This is a genomic window from Fictibacillus sp. 7GRE50 (assembly GCF_015903875.1).
Lineage (GTDB): Bacteria > Bacillota > Bacilli > Bacillales > Fictibacillaceae > Fictibacillus > Fictibacillus phosphorivorans.
This window is the reverse complement of sequence record NZ_JACZDW010000002.1, coordinates 561,105-577,330: the sequence shown is the minus strand read 5'-3', so window position 1 is coordinate 577,330 and position 16,226 is coordinate 561,105. Positions and strand designations below refer to the sequence as shown.

At 40.2% G+C, this 16,226-nt stretch carries 15 protein-coding genes and 1 riboswitch; of the genes, 11 read left to right on the top strand and 4 right to left on the bottom strand.

What is annotated here, in order from left to right:
- Window positions 1-36: 36 nt before the first annotated feature.
- The 4 genes from IHV12_RS10100 (at window position 37) to IHV12_RS10085 (ending at window position 4,458) form a co-directional block, all read left to right on the top strand.
- A complete protein-coding gene (locus IHV12_RS10100; protein ID WP_197190771.1) occupies window positions 37-819 on the top strand; it encodes an undecaprenyl-diphosphate phosphatase in 783 nt (260 codons plus the stop codon).
- Between the two features lie 78 nt (window positions 820-897).
- Window positions 898-1,053: riboswitch (cyclic di-AMP (ydaO/yuaA leader) on the top strand.
- A gap of 139 nt (window positions 1,054-1,192) precedes the next feature.
- The gene (locus IHV12_RS10095; RefSeq protein ID WP_144702694.1) at window positions 1,193-1,849 is read left to right on the top strand and encodes a potassium channel family protein; all 657 of its coding nucleotides are present in this window, start codon (window positions 1,193-1,195) and stop codon (window positions 1,847-1,849) included.
- A gap of 3 nt (window positions 1,850-1,852) precedes the next feature.
- Window positions 1,853-3,205, top strand: coding sequence for a TrkH family potassium uptake protein (locus IHV12_RS10090; protein ID WP_231618094.1), 1,353 nt, complete (start codon window positions 1,853-1,855; stop codon window positions 3,203-3,205).
- A gap of 140 nt (window positions 3,206-3,345) precedes the next feature.
- Window positions 3,346-4,458: a GerAB/ArcD/ProY family transporter gene (locus IHV12_RS10085; RefSeq protein WP_197126940.1), complete on the top strand. Its 1,113-nt coding sequence runs from the start codon at window positions 3,346-3,348 to the stop codon at window positions 4,456-4,458.
- Window positions 4,459-4,550: 92 nt separating this feature from the next.
- Here the strand turns inward: IHV12_RS10085 and IHV12_RS10080 are convergent, their stop codons facing one another.
- The gene (locus IHV12_RS10080) at window positions 4,551-5,009 is read right to left on the bottom strand and encodes a hypothetical protein (protein WP_197190770.1); all 459 of its coding nucleotides are present in this window, start codon (window positions 5,007-5,009) and stop codon (window positions 4,551-4,553) included.
- Window positions 5,010-5,190: 181 nt separating this feature from the next.
- On the opposite strand from IHV12_RS10080, the gene hutP reads away from it, so the two are divergent.
- The 6 genes from hutP (at window position 5,191) to IHV12_RS10050 (ending at window position 11,696) form a co-directional block, all read left to right on the top strand.
- Window positions 5,191-5,625 carry a hut operon transcriptional regulator HutP gene (gene hutP, locus IHV12_RS10075; protein ID WP_066391539.1) on the top strand — a complete coding sequence of 145 codons (435 nt, stop codon included), beginning with the start codon at window positions 5,191-5,193 and terminating at the stop codon, window positions 5,623-5,625.
- 376 nt (window positions 5,626-6,001) lie between these two features.
- A complete protein-coding gene (gene hutH, locus IHV12_RS10070; protein ID WP_197126942.1) occupies window positions 6,002-7,528 on the top strand; it encodes a histidine ammonia-lyase in 1,527 nt (508 codons plus the stop codon).
- A gap of 16 nt (window positions 7,529-7,544) precedes the next feature.
- The gene (hutU, locus tag IHV12_RS10065; protein ID WP_197126943.1) at window positions 7,545-9,206 is read left to right on the top strand and encodes a urocanate hydratase; all 1,662 of its coding nucleotides are present in this window, start codon (window positions 7,545-7,547) and stop codon (window positions 9,204-9,206) included.
- A 16-nt stretch (window positions 9,207-9,222) separates the two neighbouring features.
- Window positions 9,223-10,494, top strand: coding sequence for an imidazolonepropionase (gene hutI, locus IHV12_RS10060; RefSeq protein ID WP_197190769.1), 1,272 nt, complete (start codon window positions 9,223-9,225; stop codon window positions 10,492-10,494).
- A complete protein-coding gene (gene hutG / locus IHV12_RS10055; protein WP_197190768.1) occupies window positions 10,469-11,443 on the top strand; it encodes a formimidoylglutamase in 975 nt (324 codons plus the stop codon). Before hutI ends, hutG begins: the two co-directional genes overlap by 26 nt.
- On the top strand, window positions 11,436-11,696 hold the full coding sequence (locus IHV12_RS10050; RefSeq protein WP_197126946.1) for a helix-turn-helix domain-containing protein: 261 nt from the start codon (window positions 11,436-11,438) through the stop codon (window positions 11,694-11,696). The genes hutG and IHV12_RS10050 overlap by 8 nt, the downstream gene beginning before the upstream one ends.
- Window positions 11,697-11,794: 98 nt before the next feature.
- Here IHV12_RS10050 and IHV12_RS10045 read toward each other — a convergent pair whose 3' ends face one another.
- From IHV12_RS10045 to IHV12_RS10035, 3 genes are all read right to left on the bottom strand, one after another.
- The gene (locus IHV12_RS10045) at window positions 11,795-12,829 is read right to left on the bottom strand and encodes an acyltransferase family protein (RefSeq protein ID WP_231618095.1); all 1,035 of its coding nucleotides are present in this window, start codon (window positions 12,827-12,829) and stop codon (window positions 11,795-11,797) included.
- A 150-nt stretch (window positions 12,830-12,979) separates the two neighbouring features.
- Window positions 12,980-14,014 (bottom strand): sporulation integral membrane protein YtvI, encoded by a 1,035-nt coding sequence (ytvI, locus tag IHV12_RS10040; RefSeq protein ID WP_197126947.1) that lies wholly within the window; start codon window positions 14,012-14,014, stop codon window positions 12,980-12,982.
- 158 nt (window positions 14,015-14,172) lie between these two features.
- Window positions 14,173-14,985: a YihY/virulence factor BrkB family protein gene (locus IHV12_RS10035; RefSeq protein ID WP_197126948.1), complete on the bottom strand. Its 813-nt coding sequence runs from the start codon at window positions 14,983-14,985 to the stop codon at window positions 14,173-14,175.
- A gap of 498 nt (window positions 14,986-15,483) precedes the next feature.
- Between IHV12_RS10035 and IHV12_RS10030 the strand changes: the two genes are divergently transcribed.
- Window positions 15,484-16,185 carry a TerC family protein gene (locus IHV12_RS10030; RefSeq protein WP_197126949.1) on the top strand — a complete coding sequence of 234 codons (702 nt, stop codon included), beginning with the start codon at window positions 15,484-15,486 and terminating at the stop codon, window positions 16,183-16,185.
- Window positions 16,186-16,226 lie beyond the last annotated feature (41 nt).

Below are 16,226 nucleotides of genomic sequence, written 5' to 3'. Positions count from 1 at the left end.
TTGTACGAGACCATGAAAGTTGAGGGGGTTCTTTTTATGGATTGGCTCGAAGCCTTAATATTAGGCATTGTGCAAGGGATAACAGAATTTTTGCCTGTCAGTTCTACAGGACACCTCCTTCTAGGCAGGCAAGTGTTTCAGCTAGAAGAAGCCGGGTTGTTTCTTGATAGCATGCTTCATATAGGAACACTTATTGCTGTGATGACGGTTTATTGGAGAGAAATCTTAGAAGTTATAAAAAGACCACTCAGCAAAACGGGAGTTCTGCTTATCGCTGGAACGATTCCAACCGCTGTTATAGGACTAGCATTTAAAGATTTTTTTGAAGAGATCTCAAAAACCGGGATCACGGTTGGATGGGAGTTCTTAATTACAGGTTTTTTGCTTTGGTGGGCGGATTCTTATAAGCGAAATGGATATAAAGGGATTGAAGATATAACAATAAGGGATGCACTTGTGATCGGTACGTTTCAAGGTGCGGCTATTCTTCCTGCTATTTCACGATCAGGACTAACGATTGCAGCAGCGCTCTTTTGCAAGATCGATAAAAAAGCAGCGGCCTATTTTTCTTTTTTATTATCCATACCATCTATCGCAGGAGGAGTAGTATTGCAGTCAAAAGATCTATTTACGGGTGGACATCCACCTATCTCTTATTCAGCCTTATTGGTCGGTACTTTAGCATCGGCTCTATTTGGATATGTGGCGGTAAAGTGGATGATCAAACTCCTTCAAACCGGTACGTTAAAAGGATTTGCTGTCTATGTTTGGTTGATTGGAATAGTAGTATTGATCCTTCAATTTTCAGGTATAATGTAAAGTATTTGTTAACACTAAAAAAATGGATTGACTTTTAAAAGATAGAGGATTACAGTATATGTAATTCAAAATTTAGCAGGCTTTAGATCGCTGAATTTACAGTTATTTTTATGGTGAAACTACTGTAAAACGGGGGAACCAATCTTTTGGGGTGAATTTTGCTCTATTTGCAAAAAGGGATACTCCAATCCCTAATCCGACAGCTAACCCCGTAAGCGTCATGTCACTGGAGAGGTCAATTTGGTGGAAAACCGGACCCGCTTCTTTGTGTGGTCTTTTTTTGCGTTTTTTTACTTAAATTTATATACCTCTTGACCAGCAAGGCTAGAGAACAACGAAGCAAAAACTTCATGGATTTTAAGGGGAGACCATAATGAAAAAACAGTTTGCAGTAATTGGTTTAGGACGTTTTGGAGGCAGCATCTGTCGAGAATTTGCGACGATGGGCTATGATGTTCTAGCTATAGATAAAGATATGGAAAGAGTAAATGAGTTTGCAACAATAGCTACTCAGGCTGTTCAAGCTAACTCTACGGATGAAAACGTAATGAAGTCTTTAGGAATCCGAAATTTTACACAGGTAATTGTTTCGATCGGTGAAGACATCCAAGCAAGTATCTTAACTACTTTACTTTTAAAAGAAGCAGGCGTTCAAAAAGTATGGGTAAAAGCACAGAATGACTATCATCATAAAGTGTTGGAAAAGCTAGGAGCAGACCGTATTATCCACCCAGAGCGTGATATGGCGCTTCGCGTTGCTCAACTCATATCTTCTGAAAAGATTATTGATTTTATTGAGCTATCGCATGAACACAGTATTGTTGAGATAGGTGTAACGGATAAGCTAGTGAATCGGACGCTAACAGATCTAGATGTTCGTGCACGCTATGGATGTAATATCGTCGCAATCAAACGCGGAGATGAGATACTCGTTTCACCGATTGCTGATGTATCTCTTCAATATGGGGATATACTTGTCGTGATCGGTCGTAACGAAGATCTAAATCGTTTTGAGGATGAGGAAGTGTAAGCATTGGCACTACATGTTAGAAAGCATAAACGTTTTTTGCACAACCCAATTAGATTGAACCCTCCTCAGTTTTTAGCGTTACTATTTTTATTTCTTATTTTCGTTGGGACGTGTTTGTTAAAGCTTCCTATTGCCCATGAAAAAACGTTATCGTGGGTAGATGCTTTTTTTATTGCAACTTCAGCAGCAACAGTAACAGGCTTAGCTACTGTTGATCCTGGCTCAACGTTCACACTCTTTGGTGAGATCGTCATCTTGTTCTTAATCCAAGTCGGAGGACTTGGGGTCATGTCATTTGCTTCATTAGTCGTTATTATGATGGGGAGGAAAATATCCATCAAACAACGTGTTCTGATGCAAGAAGCACTCAACCAGCCTTCTATAGGCGGGGTAATCCGGTTAGTTCGAAATCTGTTTGTATTTTCAATCAGCATCCAGATTATCGCCATCTTTTTTCTATCACTAAGGCTTGTTCCAGACTTTGGTGTTAGTAAAGGAATTTACTATAGCATCTTTCATGTTATATCGGCATACAACAATGCAGGATTCTCGTTGTGGTCTGACGGTCTAATGGGTTATGTAGGAGATCCGATGGTGAACATCGTCATATCGTTTCTGTTTATAACAGGGGGAATTGGGTTTACCGTATTGGTTGATATATGGGTGAGCCGAAGCTGGAAAAAACTTTCTCTTCATACAAGAGTGATGTTGCTTTCTACTTTGATTATTAATATTGTGGCAATCTTGTTCTTCTACTTATTTGAGTTTAATAATCCTAAGACCATTGGAATGCTTTCAGGTGCTGAGCAATTCTGGGCTTCTTATTTCCAAGGTGTAACACCGAGAACAGCAGGTTTTAACTCGATTGATATGACAGCCATAAATCCTGATACATCCTTGTTGATGATTCTTTTAATGTTTGTTGGGGCAGGAAGTACCTCTACTGGTGGAGGGATAAAGCTGACCACGTTTGTTGTTATTATTTTTACGGTTGCAGCTTTCTTAAAAGGGAAAGAAAGTACGGTTGTTATGAAGCGGACCATTCGAAATGCTGTTGTTTACAGAGCTCTTGCTATTACAACTATTTCTATTTTGTTTATCTTTGCCGCATTATTTATTATCACATATGTCCAGAAAGATGTTTCATTCATGGTGATCGTGTTTGAAGTCGTTTCTGCATTTGGAACAGTTGGATTAAGTATGGGACTTACCCCAGATCTCACAGTCATCGGAAAAATTGTGATCTGTGTGGTAATGGTTTTCGGTAAATTAGGACCGCTAACACTGGCGTTCAGTCTTGCTAAACAAACAAAAGATAATATTAGGTATCCAGACGGTGAAGTGTTCACTGGATAGAGGAATGAAAGCTGATGCAGAACGGGTGTATTCCCACATTTCGCGTCAGCTTTTTTGGTTATTTATGGGTTAATCTCTTTACTCTTGGGAATGCTAAAACGAGATTTCAATGCTGTTTCTAAGAGAGGAAGAGAATCGTCATGCAAAAAATTAAAGAAGCTTTTCTCGTTTCTCCCTTTCTTGTGTTTTTTCTTGTCCATTCTGAACAAGTAGGGGTAGGGGTGCTAGGCTATCAGCGTATCATCGCTAAATACGCTGGCTATGATTCCTGGATATCAGTCATCATAGCTGCCATTTTTGTACATGCTCTTATATGGATGATTTATTATGTACTCGATAACGGCGATGGGGATATCGTATCAACTCATAAATCGCTGTTTGGTGGTTTGATTGGAAACTTATTTAATCTATTTTTACTTCTATATTTTCTGCTCTGGTCGATTACAGTGTTACGAACGTATATTGAAGTCATACAAGTATGGATGTTTCCCACTCTAAGTACTTGGAAGATCGCTGCTGTATTCCTGATATTAACGTACTATGTGGTTTCGTCTGGTTTTCGAACGGTGGCGGGCATCTGTTTTTTAGGAGTTGTCATTCCATTAGGTTTGATCGTGTTACTCGTATACCCATTGGAATTTACTCATTTTTCTAATCTCCTGCCGGTCTTTGATGAGAATGTAAAAGACTATTTATCTGCAACGAAAAATATGATGCTGAGTTATCTTGGTTTTGAAACACTTCTTGTTTTTTATCCGTTTATTAAAAATGCAAAGCGGTCTCAAAAATTTGCGCATCATGCTAATCTTTTTACATTTATGATGTATTTGCTAGTCACTTTGTTTTCATTTGCGTTCTTTAGCGAAGAACAGTTGTCTAGAAATATATGGGCAACCCTTTCTATGGTGAAAATCGTTCAAGTTTCATTCGTGGAACGATTTGATTTTGTTTTCGTTTCGATGTGGTGTTTAGTGATTTTGCCAAATATTGCACTGGCGATCTGGTGTTCGAGCCGTGTGGCCAAACTGATGTTGAACATCCGCCAACATATCACACTGATCATTTTATTAGCGATCACGTTGGCTGCTTGTTATTACTTAGACACTCGTTTGAAGATCAACATGCTCAATAACTATACGAACAAGATCGGTTTTTATTTAGCCATCAGTTATATTCCACTTTTATTTATCATGACTTTTATTAAGAAACATATTAAGAAAAATAATAAAGAACAGACATCATCTACTACATGATTCACCACAATTAAAAAAACTGACTGTTAGTCTTCCTCAATCTGTTGCACATAGGAAAGAGGGAAGTTAGCAGTCAGTTTTATTATTTTTACCTAGGCTTGAAGAAGCATAGTTAATCGCGTCTTGTGTTTTTCGCGCTGTGAATCATCTGATGTATTATGCCAATTTTGAAGAGTTTCGTTGATCAATTGCGTGACCATATGCTTTGTCCAGACTACATATGCGCCATACGTATCACCTTTAAAAAAGGAAGAAAGCATATTATTATCAGGACCGAAGAAGAAACCGAGCTGATCATGAATGAGCGTTGCTTCATTCATCGAAAAAGGCATAATTTTATCTGAAAGAGTAAATTGATATGAATTATTTTCTTTTTTAATAAATGCGATCGCGTACACCTGTCCTTCGGGAAGAAATCCTTTTGTAGTAGGCAAGAGCAGTAACGGGTTATGTCCTTTGTCATAAGCGATAAAAAAGTCATTCACATCTTCCTCGAACTGTGGTGTGCGTGACATTGAAGCAAGTGCAATTTCTTTTTGTACGTTTAACATGTAACAACCCTCATTCCGTTATATTTCTTACTATCATTCTTACCGCTAGTTTGATAGATTATACGTGTCATTTTCTTTACTATACTGCTGTGATAAGTTGTTGAAAGGGAATTGACGGACAAATTGTAAACGCATACACTAGAAGTAGTTATTAGCCGTTAGAGAAAGAGTGATTCATGCAATGGCATTATCAAATGAACGTTTGATCGGAAAGATGGCCATGTTAGGGGTATTAGATGAAAGTTATCTGCCTGAGATCGAGAAATTGGGCTGGAAGTATTGCGTAGGCAAAGCCGGTTCAATGGATTCACAAAAGGTAGTAGCTGCCATTGAAACAGCGGCCAAAAGTGAAAATATAATTCAAACTGGGATTTATCGTGAAACACATTCTTTATATCATGCCATCATGGAAGCTTTTCATGGGGTGACAAGAGGACAGGTTCAGCTTGGAACCGTTCTTAGAACTGTAGGTTTGCGTTTCATCGTCGTTCGCGGTAATCCATATGAGAAAAAAGAAGAAGGTGACTGGATAGCAGTCGCTCTCTACGGAACGATCGGAGCTCCTGTAAAAGGATTAGAGCATGAAGCGATCGGTCTAGGAATCAATCATATTTAAATAGTGCCCATAGTAACTAGTGATGAGGGGGCGTATTCGAAAGAGTTTTCTTTCGGGTGCGCTCTTTTTGTATGTGAAAAAGCCACACCTGTTGACTTGAAAGTAGTTGATTTCCGTTACAGGTACTCGCTTTCCGGGGGGCGTGCGGTGAGCCTCTTAGCGCTCTGCGCTGTTAAGAGTCTCACCTGTCCCGCTGATCCCCCAGGAGTCTCGCACCTTACACTCCAATCAACTAATCATTGAAGTTTTTTGAGCAAAAGCGATAGACAGCCTTTCATAATCACTGTTGGTTTGAAAAATTCCTATTTGCTTTAAGTCGTGAAAAAGTTAGTAGAGAAGAATAAAAGAACAGAACCTTAGTAAAAGAGGGATGAAGATGATTACATTAACAGGTAATACGCTTTCGATGGAAGAGATCAAGCGGATTCTGCATGAGAATGAACCCATTGAAGCTTGCCCGGTCAGTATGAAGAAAGTGGCTGACAGCCGGAAAGCGGTTGAAGCGATTGTGGCTGAAGGTAAAGTGGTGTACGGAATCACGACTGGCTTCGGAAAGTTTAGCGATGTTTTTATTTCTAGAGATGATGTGGAGACATTGCAGATCAATCTGATCCGCAGCCATGCGTGTGGAATCGGAGAACCGTTTCCTGAGACGATCAGTCGTCTTATGCTTATTTTAAGAGCAAATGCTCTTCTGAAAGGCTTTTCGGGTATCAGGCCAATCGTAATCGAAAGGTTGCTAGAATTAGTCGAGAAGAATGTTCATCCTGTTGTTCCGCAACAAGGATCACTTGGAGCGAGTGGAGATCTTGCACCGCTTTCTCACTTAGCCCTTGTGTTAGTAGGTGAGGGAGAAGCGTACTACAAAGGAGAACGTATTTCTGGTCAGGATGCTTTAAAGAGAGCGGGAATTGAACCTGTCGTCTTAACAGCGAAAGAAGGGCTTGCCTTGATCAATGGAACGCAAGCAATGACAGCACAAGGTATTGCTGCCTATATAGAAGCGGAACGCATCGGACTCATGGCAGATGCGATTGCAGCGCTTACCACAGAAAGTTTACGAGGCATAACAGATGCGTTTGATGAAGATGTTCATCTTGCTCGAGGTTATCAAGAGCAGGTAGATGTTGCAAAGCGTTTAAGAGAATATTTAGAAGGCAGCCAGCTGACAACGAAACAAGGAGAGATCAGGGTACAAGATGCATATTCGTTAAGATGCATCCCTCAAGTACATGGGGCCTCGTGGCAGGTTCTTGGTTATGTAAAAGAAAAGCTTGAGATCGAGATGAATGCTGCAACGGATAACCCACTGATCTTTGATGACGGAAACAAAATCATATCAGGTGGGAATTTTCATGGTCAGCCTATCGCTTTTGCAATGGACTTTCTGAAGCTCGCCGCAGCAGAATGGGCGAACATTTCAGAGCGACGGATCGAACGGATGGTCAATCCTCAGTTGAGTGATTTACCTGGTTTCTTAAGTCCGAATCCAGGGCTTGAGTCAGGTGCGATGATCATGCAATATGCTGCTGCATCGCTCGTTTCAGAAAATAAAACATTGGCGCACCCTGCAAGTGTCGATTCGATTCCTTCATCAGCCAATCAAGAAGATCATGTGAGTATGGGTACGATCGCTTCTAGACATGCGGCTCAGATCATTGCCAATGCAAGACGAGTGCTGGCTGTTGAATTAATCTGTGCGATGCAGGCTGCAGATTTCCGAGGACCTGAAAAGCTCGCACCTAAAACAAAGAAAGTATATGAACAAGGAAGAATCGTTTGTCCGACGATACAGTGTGACCGTATGTTCCACAAAGATATGGAAGCTGTTGCTTCATGGATCCTTGATACATCGTGGAATGACATCTTAATCGGATCTAAAATTCAAAAGTTAGCACATTAAAAGGAGGTATTTTTACATGTCAAACGTAAAACATTCTATATCAGCTGCAAGAGGTACGAAACTATCTGCAAAAGGATGGGTGCAAGAAGCGGCAATTCGAATGCTTATGAACAATTTAGATGGTGAAGTAGCAGAAAATCCTGATGAGCTTGTCGTATATGGAGGAATTGGTAAAGCTGCCCGCAACTGGGACTCTTATCATAAGATCATAGAAACATTAGAGCGTTTAGAGAATGATGAAACCCTTCTCGTACAATCTGGAAAGCCGGTCGCCGTATTTAAATCGCATACTGATGCTCCGCGTGTTTTACTCGCCAACTCCAATCTTGTCCCTGCATGGGCAAATTGGGAGACATTCCGTGATCTTGAAAAAAGAGGTCTGATGATGTACGGCCAAATGACTGCAGGAAGCTGGATCTATATTGGCACACAAGGCATCCTGCAAGGGACGTATGAAACATTTGCCGAAGCGGCTCGCAAACATTTTAACGGATCACTAAAAGGAACGATCACGCTAACAGCAGGTCTCGGAGGTATGGGAGGCGCACAACCTCTAGCAGTAACAATGAACGATGGCGTTGTGATCGCAATCGATGTAGACGAAACAAGGATTCAACGTCGTTTGGATACGAGATACCTAGATAAAATGACAAAGAGTTTAGATGAAGCATTAAGCATGGCGAAAGAATATGCGGCCAAAGGTGAGCCCTTATCGATTGGTCTTCTAGGGAACGCTGCTGAACTTTTACCAAAGATGATCGAGATGGGAGAGATTCCTGATCTTGTTACGGATCAGACTTCTGCGCATGACCCGTTGCATGGTTACTTACCAGTAGGTTTTTCTATGGAAGAAGGAGCAGAACTTCGTAAACGTCATCCGGAACAATATATCGAAAAATCAAAGCAATCGATGGCGGTTCACGTTCAGGCTATGCTTGAGATGCAGAAGAAAGGTTCTGTCGTATTCGATTATGGGAATAACATCAGACAAGTAGCACTTGACGAAGGAGTAAAAAACGCATTCGATTTCCCTGGATTCGTACCAGCTTTTATACGCCCATTGTTCTGTGAAGGGAAAGGACCTTTTAGATGGGTTGCGTTATCGGGCGATCCAGAAGATATCAGAAAAACGGATGAAGTAATTTTACGAGAGTTTAGTGATAACGAGCACCTCTGCAAATGGATCAAGATGGCTCAGGAAAAAGTACAGTTTCAAGGCCTTCCTTCCCGTATCTGTTGGTTAGGATATGGTGAACGTGCGAAGTTTGGAAAAATCATCAACGAAATGGTAGCTAGCGGAGAATTGTCAGCACCAATCGTGATCGGGCGTGATCACTTGGATTGCGGTTCAGTTGCTTCGCCTAATCGTGAAACAGAAGGAATGAAGGATGGCAGTGATGCCGTTTCGGACTGGCCGATTTTAAACGCAATGATCAATGCGGTAAACGGAGCGAGCTGGGTCTCTGTTCACCATGGTGGCGGTGTTGGGATGGGGTATTCTCTTCATGCCGGAATGGTCGTTGTAGCAGATGGAACAGAAGAAGCAGCTCGTCGTTTAGAGCGTGTATTAACAAGTGATCCTGGAATGGGAATCGTTAGACATGCTGATGCAGGTTATGACCTTGCGATTGAGACGGCAAAAGAAAAAGGCGTAGATCTGCCAATGATCGAGAAATAAAAAAGGAGTGTGACGAATGCTAGATACATTGATTTTTGCTGGACAGGTGATTGTTCCAAAAAGTAATGGAGCGGCGCTTCGAGGTACACAGATGAACGAACTCTCCATCATTGATAACGGAGCTGTTGGGATAAAAGATGGTGTAATCGCGTTTATAGGAACTGCGGAAGAAGCATCTCAGTTACAGGCAAAAGAAACGATTGAGGCAACAGGCAAACTTTTATCACCAGGCTTGGTGGACCCTCACACACACCTCGTGTTTGGGGGATCGCGTGAGCATGAACTCGCTTTGAAACAACAAGGAGTTCCTTATCTAGAAATTTTGGCTCAAGGCGGGGGAATTCATTCGACCGTTAAAGCTACGCGTGAAACATCAGAAGAAGATCTCTATGAAAAAGGAATGTTCCATTTAAACAGATGTTTAACTTATGGCGTTACGACGATGGAAGCAAAGAGTGGATACGGACTGGATAAAGAGACCGAATTAAAGCAGTTGAGAGTAGCAAAAAAGCTGAATGAAACTCACCCGATCGACCTTGTTTCAACCTTTTTGGGAGCTCATGCGATTCCTGAAAATTATAAAGGAAGACCAGATGCCTTTTTAGAAGAGATGCTTTCTTTGTTGAGTGTAATCTCAAAAGAGGGTCTTGCAGAGTTTGTAGATATTTTCTGTGAAACAGGTGTCTTTACAGTAGAACAGTCTAAAGTCTTTCTTCAAAAAGCAAAAACAGCAGGATTTGGTGTAAAGATTCATGCGGATGAAATTGATCCTCTTGGCGGGACGGAGATGGCTTGTGAGATCGGGGCTGTATCTGCCGATCACTTAGTTGGAGCAAGTGAGGAAGGGGTTCGTATGCTCGGTGAGTCAGATACGATCGCAGTCCTTCTTCCAGGCACTACGTTTTATTTAGGGAAAGATCATTTCGCTCCAGCACGGGGCATGATCTCAAGTGGGGCAGCTGTAGCACTGTCGACTGATTTTAATCCTGGAAGTTCACCGACAGAAAATTTACAGTTCATTATGAGTTTAGCTGCATTAAAGCTGAAGATGACGCCAGAAGAAATTTGGAACGCTGTAACGGTCAATGCAGCTTTCGCTATTGGACGCGGAGATGTTGCTGGTAGTCTAGAAATAGGAAGAAAAGCAGATCTAGTTCTGTGGGATGTACCAAACTACAAGTATATTCCTTACCACTACGGTGTTAACCACGTAAATAAAGTATGGAAGAACGGTAAGTTAGTTGTTGGAAAGGGAGATATTCATGCAAACTATACCCTTTCTACGTAAATCGGATGAGGCACCCTTTACTGACCGCGGCATTAAAAAGGCAGGTCAGCTATTAAAGCCTTGGTCAGGAGAAGAAGTGAGAGGAGTAGCGATTGCTGGAGCTCCTCTCTCTAAGACTTCTATTTCACATTCAGGTGCACATCTCACACCACAGACCATTCGTGCGATGATGCATTCGTTTTCCACATATAGCATTGAAGAAGAAAGTGATCTTTGGGATCAGAGCATTACCGATTTTGGAGATATTGAGATGCATGTAACAGATCTCTTTACGTCACAATCCCGTATCCATTCGGTCTTAAAAGATATCGGAGCTCAGCATAGAGATGCATGTGTGATAACTCTGGGTGGTGATCATTCTGTTTCTGCAGGAGCGATCAAAGCTTTCCAAGAAACGAGGGGACGAGTTGGCATCATACAGTTTGATGCACATTTTGATCTCCGTAACACGGAAGACGGTGGTCCATCAAACGGTACGCCGTTTCGCCAACTTATTGAAAATGGTGTGATTACAGGCGACCAACTTGTTCAGATCGGTATTCGAGATTTCTCAAACGGGAAACTCTATCATGATTATGCGAAGGATCATGGTGTTACCGTGCATACGATGGGTGATGTTAAAAGAAGTGGCTTGCTTTCTTTATTGAAAAAATCAGTTGACCAGTTAAAACAGACAACAGATAACATATATATTTCTCTTGATATGGATGTTTTGGATCAGGCTTTTGCACCAGGATGTCCTGCAATCGGGCCAGGTGGATTAGACAGCGACTCGTTAATTGAAGGTATACAATATCTTGCACAAGAACCATCTGTTAAAGGAATGGACATCGTAGAGATTGATCCAACCTTAGATTTCCGCAATATGACGAGCCGATTAGCGGCCTACATCATCATACAATTCACACTTTTTTATACAAAAAGAAAAGGAGGAATAAAGGATGAGTGAATTTGGAAGGTTTATAGAAATGTCCAGAAACCAAAAAGGATTGAGTAAATCAGAGCTTGCTCGAAGATTAAGTATTACTCCTCAATACATGGCTGATATTGAAAAGGGAAGGATGATTCCTTCTGAAGAAAAGATAGAAAAGCTTGTAACGACATTGGAGTTAGACGAAAAAGAAGCGTTTAAACTCGCTGACAAACTTCCGTTACGTGTGTTAGCAGAAGCAAAACAACATTACTATAAGCAGGGGTCTTAGAATTTATTTTAATAGCACTCTTTCTATTTATTATATTCTTATCGGAACGAAAAAACACCGCTAGCCATTTCGGCTTAGCGGTGTTTTCTTTATGAAAACTAGCTCTCTCTAGGCTGAGAGGGCTTTGGTTTTAACATTTTTTTAAGCTTAGACCAACGTAGCTCTATAAACGGCTGTGTTAGTGCGATAACGGGTTTGCTAGCTAGAAATAGAGTTACGATAACAGCTAAGAACAGAAGCATAAAGTATGCACCGTTTTCCTCAATAGATGCAAATAAATCTGTTGTAAACAAGTATTTCAACACAAATCCATGCAGCAGATAGATATATAATGTGCGTTCACCGAATTCAGTGAAGAACATTCTTCTGCGGGGCAGAAGTGCTAAAAAGCTGAAGGTCGCCGCAAACATGACACCGTACATAGCAAGTCTGACAATACCCCCATACCAATCGTTGTATCCAAGGATTTCCGAGTAAGAAGATGACGAGAGGAGCCATTCTTTTGTTCCGTTAGGAAAAATAAAATGATACGTAACAAATAGTACGACTAAGAAAGCAGCTGAGACGATTTTGGCTCTCGGTCGTAAAATCTTTTTGAAGTCTCTCTTTTCAAGCAGATGTCCAAGCAAGAAAACAGGGAAGAAGACAAATGTTCGAAGGAGACTTAAAAATGTACCAATATCATGAATGTAGCCTACTGCAACTCCTATACCTATGGCAAGTACGAGCGGATATTTCATTTTCACAAAGACTTTTAAAAGTATGTTCCAGAAAACTAGACTTAATAAGAACCAGAGCGTCCAATGTGGAGAAAAGAAGTCTAGCTTAACTTCACTTTTACCGTACAAATCATAATAGAAAAAGCTGTAGATTAGTTGAAATACCAAATAAGGAATCAAAACCTTTTTAAAGATTTTTGGAAGATAACCGTCACGCCAAACACCTTTTGTAAAGAATCCCGCTATCAAAATAAACGCAGGCATATGAAAGGTATATATAAAGTTGTAGATCGTGTAAAGCCACTCGTTTTGACTTTTTATCGGGGAAATAAAGTGCCCGAACACGACAAGGAAAATTAGAATAAACTTTGCGTTGTCAAAATAATAATCGCGTTCTTTTATAGCAGTACTCATCGATATTCCTCCAATAATTATTCACCTTATAAAGTATTCGTATGAATTTCTCATTTTTTTTACTTATTCTTTATAATTCCCAACATTGCAGGTGTTTCTAACCTATAAATAGAAAAAAACGTGTTTCCTATTACAGGAAACACGTTTTTATTAGAAATCAATCTTTATTTTGATAAACCCTGCACTTCTTAATGCTTCATAAATGATGACGATAGCGGGACCGACAATCAATCCAATAAAGCCAAGAAGCTGGAATCCGATATATAAGGATACGAGAGCTGCTAGAGCAGATATACCAAGACTTGAACCAAGTATTTTTGGTTCGATGATTCTTCGAACAATCGTAATTACTCCGAACATGATCAGAAGTCCGAATGCAAGATGGTCATTATTGTTGATAAAGAATGAATAAGCGGCCCATGGGACAAGGAATGAACCTGTTCCAAGGATTGGAAGTATATCAACAATAACAATTAAAAGAGCGAGAATCACAGCATACTCGACATCTAAAATCATAAGTCCGATCAAAGCCAATGCATATGTAACAAAACTTAAGATGATCTGAGCACGAAAGAATCCTACCGTTGCTCTAGATAATTGACTAAAGACCAGTTCAACTTTTTCACGGGCTGCCGTTGTAAACAGGTTAAGAAACTCAGCATACAAACGCGGAAGATCCAACGAAAACAAGAAAACGGCTACTACATAGATAATAAAGTAGATCAGCAATCCAGGTATGGCTGTGATCAGCCCTAAGATACCAGATGTTAAGTTCTTTGCTGTTTCAACGCCATAATCCTTTAAACCTACTAATCCCTCTTCAAGTGTTCTTACCACTTCAGGAGGTAAGCTAGCATAAAAGTTTTCCATTTCATAAAATGTATTCTCTGCCACTTCGAACAGATGAACGGAATAAGATGGTAGAACAGTGATAAACTCGATGACCTGAATAACGAGCGTTGTCGTAAGCCAGTAAGAGAAAATACCAAGTCCCGCAAGATACAAGATAAAAGTAGCAGTGACGGCCAATAATCGTCTGCCTTTAAATAGTCTAATAAACAATTTCACTACTGGTTCTAGCATTATAGCAGTTAGCAATGCGAGAAGGAGAGGTATACTGTAAAAGACAAAGATGACGATTCCGGCAAGCAAAATGAGTAATAAGATTAAGTTTTTTACAGTCATTTTCCAGCCCCGATCTCCGTAATTTTAGCCGGTCAGCAAATTTTTCGTTACTATCCATTATGACCGGAAAAAAAGATGTTAATTCTTCATATATACACAATGATGTTACGATAATGTGAAAATGTCAATCACAGAAACTGAAGTTTTCAAAAATCTTCTTATTTTCTTAATTCCCTCTTTAATGCAAGTATCGCATTCAACTGTCCACCTGTGATTAAGATCATGGCAGAGAGGTAAAACCACACCATTAATGTTAATAATGCGCCTAAATTTCCGTATATCTGACCGTAGTCAAAAATAAGTACATAGGAAGAAAATAAGTAAGAAAATAGATGCCAGCCTGCAGTTGAAAAAATAGCTCCAGGCCACACGTTTCTGAACGTTAATCTTACATTTGGCGCAAAACGATAGAGTGCTGAGAAAATGGAGAGGAGCACAGAGAAACCTATAAGGTAGCGTGCTGTTTCCCAAATGTGCCAGACGGGATGAGAAAATCCTGTGCGTTCAAATATGTAAATCCCAATGTTTCGACCAAAGACCGGCAGTAAAAGGGCAGTAATAACTGCGATCACAAGGCCGAATGTAAGAAACATGCCTAATATGAGTTCTTTAATAAAAGGTCGGCTCTCTTCAACTTGGTAGGCTTGGTTGAAGACACGGATGATTGCGTGCGTTCCGATTGTTGCTAACCATATCATAATGATTAATGAAACAGATAATACATCTCCTCTATGCTCGTCCAATACAGCGACTAGATTATACTCTAGTAAAGCATATGCTTCTTCTGGTGCAATAGACTGAAAAAGTGATAGTACATAAGAAGAAGATATAGGCAGGAAGCTGAGTATAGTAAAAATGAGAAAAACAAAAGGAAAAAGAGAAACTAGAAAGTAATAAGCAAGCTGTGCAGAAAGATCGAATACTTTATCTTGAAAGAAACGGTGAAACCACTGTTTCATAAACCAATGCACGAGGACACCCCCAATAAATGGATCTTATCAATCTATCCTGCATTATTCCCTTAATAAAAAAAAAGAACGCTTTTTTTGAAACAAAACGTTCACTCAATCGTATCAGTGATGTGAAGTTACAGTCTAATTGCTGTTAAAACATACTACCTGAGTCTTTGTGAGCAACGATGGCAACTACAAACAACAATTAAAGGAGAGGTTACTGGTGTAGGTTGAGGCTGAATAAAAGGAAAACAGCAAGGATGAATGTCTCGACAAAATAATGGAACGCCACAAAAGTTTACACAGGATTGGCATCTAGGCTTACATCTGCAAGAACATGAACGCATAAAAAACACCCCCTTTGCTATTATTATATGTAGAAGTGGATAAGCCTGGCAGGGCATAAAGTGTGCGTAATTACTCATTTTTTTATTTTTCTTTAATGAAATTATTATTCTGCTTTCATTGACTATATGGATAAGATTAAACAGAAGTTTAACAGAGAGGATTTTTTGAATGGATTTTTTAACACCCGATTTTTGGTCGGCCTTATTGGCGATTGTTGTTATCGACTTAGTATTAGCTGGTGATAACGCAATTGTAATCGGCTTGGCAGCTAGAAACTTGCCGAAGGAAAATCAGAAGAAAGTAATCATCTGGGGAACAGTAGGGGCAATTGTAATCCGTGCAGCTGCAACACTTGCAGTTGTATGGCTCCTGAAGATTCCAGGCTTGCTGCTTGCAGGTGGACTAATTCTTGTCGTTATCGCTTATAAGTTGATGATCGAAGAGAAAGATCATGATATTGAAGCACAAAACAATGTTTGGGCAGCGATTAGAACTATCATTATTGCAGACGCGGTAATGGGTCTTGATAACGTTCTTGCCGTCGCAGGTGCTGCGCATGGTGATTTCTTACTGGTGGTAATCGGTTTACTGATTTCAGTGCCGATTGTTGTTTGGGGAAGCACATTGTTCCTAAAGGTCATTGATAAATACCCGTTCATCATTACAATTGGAGCAGGTGTCCTTGCATGGACGGCTTCTAAGATGATCGTTGGAGAAAAATTCATGGCTCCTTATTTCGAGAATGGATTTGTCAAATATGGCTTTGAAGTTCTTGTTGTTCTTCTTGTTCTAGGATTAGGAACACTTAAGAAAAGAAAAATAGCTGAAGACAGAGCATCTGAAAAGAACCTCGTTAGAAAAGAAGCTTAAGAAAACCGCCTCGTGCGGTTTTTTTTTGTTTGTATTTGTAA

Excerpts from the sequence above, each read along its gene's own strand:
- hutH (WP_197126942.1), top strand. The coding sequence starts at position 6,002 with ATGATTACATTAACAGGTAATACGCTTTCGATGGAAGAGATCAAGCGG.
- hutU (WP_197126943.1), top strand. The coding sequence starts at position 7,545 with ATGTCAAACGTAAAACATTCTATATCAGCTGCAAGAGGTACGAAACTA.
- IHV12_RS10100 (WP_197190771.1), top strand. The coding sequence starts at position 37 with ATGGATTGGCTCGAAGCCTTAATATTAGGCATTGTGCAAGGGATAACA.
- IHV12_RS10085 (WP_197126940.1), top strand. The coding sequence starts at position 3,346 with ATGCAAAAAATTAAAGAAGCTTTTCTCGTTTCTCCCTTTCTTGTGTTT.
- ytvI (WP_197126947.1), bottom strand. The coding sequence starts at position 14,014 with ATGACTGTAAAAAACTTAATCTTATTACTCATTTTGCTTGCCGGAATC.
- hutP (WP_066391539.1), top strand. The coding sequence starts at position 5,191 with ATGGCATTATCAAATGAACGTTTGATCGGAAAGATGGCCATGTTAGGG.
- IHV12_RS10045 (WP_231618095.1), bottom strand. The coding sequence starts at position 12,829 with ATGAGTACTGCTATAAAAGAACGCGATTATTATTTTGACAACGCAAAG.
- IHV12_RS10095 (WP_144702694.1), top strand. The coding sequence starts at position 1,193 with ATGAAAAAACAGTTTGCAGTAATTGGTTTAGGACGTTTTGGAGGCAGC.
- hutG (WP_197190768.1), top strand. The coding sequence starts at position 10,469 with ATGCAAACTATACCCTTTCTACGTAAATCGGATGAGGCACCCTTTACT.
- IHV12_RS10050 (WP_197126946.1), top strand. The coding sequence starts at position 11,436 with ATGAGTGAATTTGGAAGGTTTATAGAAATGTCCAGAAACCAAAAAGGA.
- hutI (WP_197190769.1), top strand. The coding sequence starts at position 9,223 with ATGCTAGATACATTGATTTTTGCTGGACAGGTGATTGTTCCAAAAAGT.
- IHV12_RS10080 (WP_197190770.1), bottom strand. The coding sequence starts at position 5,009 with ATGTTAAACGTACAAAAAGAAATTGCACTTGCTTCAATGTCACGCACA.
- IHV12_RS10030 (WP_197126949.1), top strand. The coding sequence starts at position 15,484 with ATGGATTTTTTAACACCCGATTTTTGGTCGGCCTTATTGGCGATTGTT.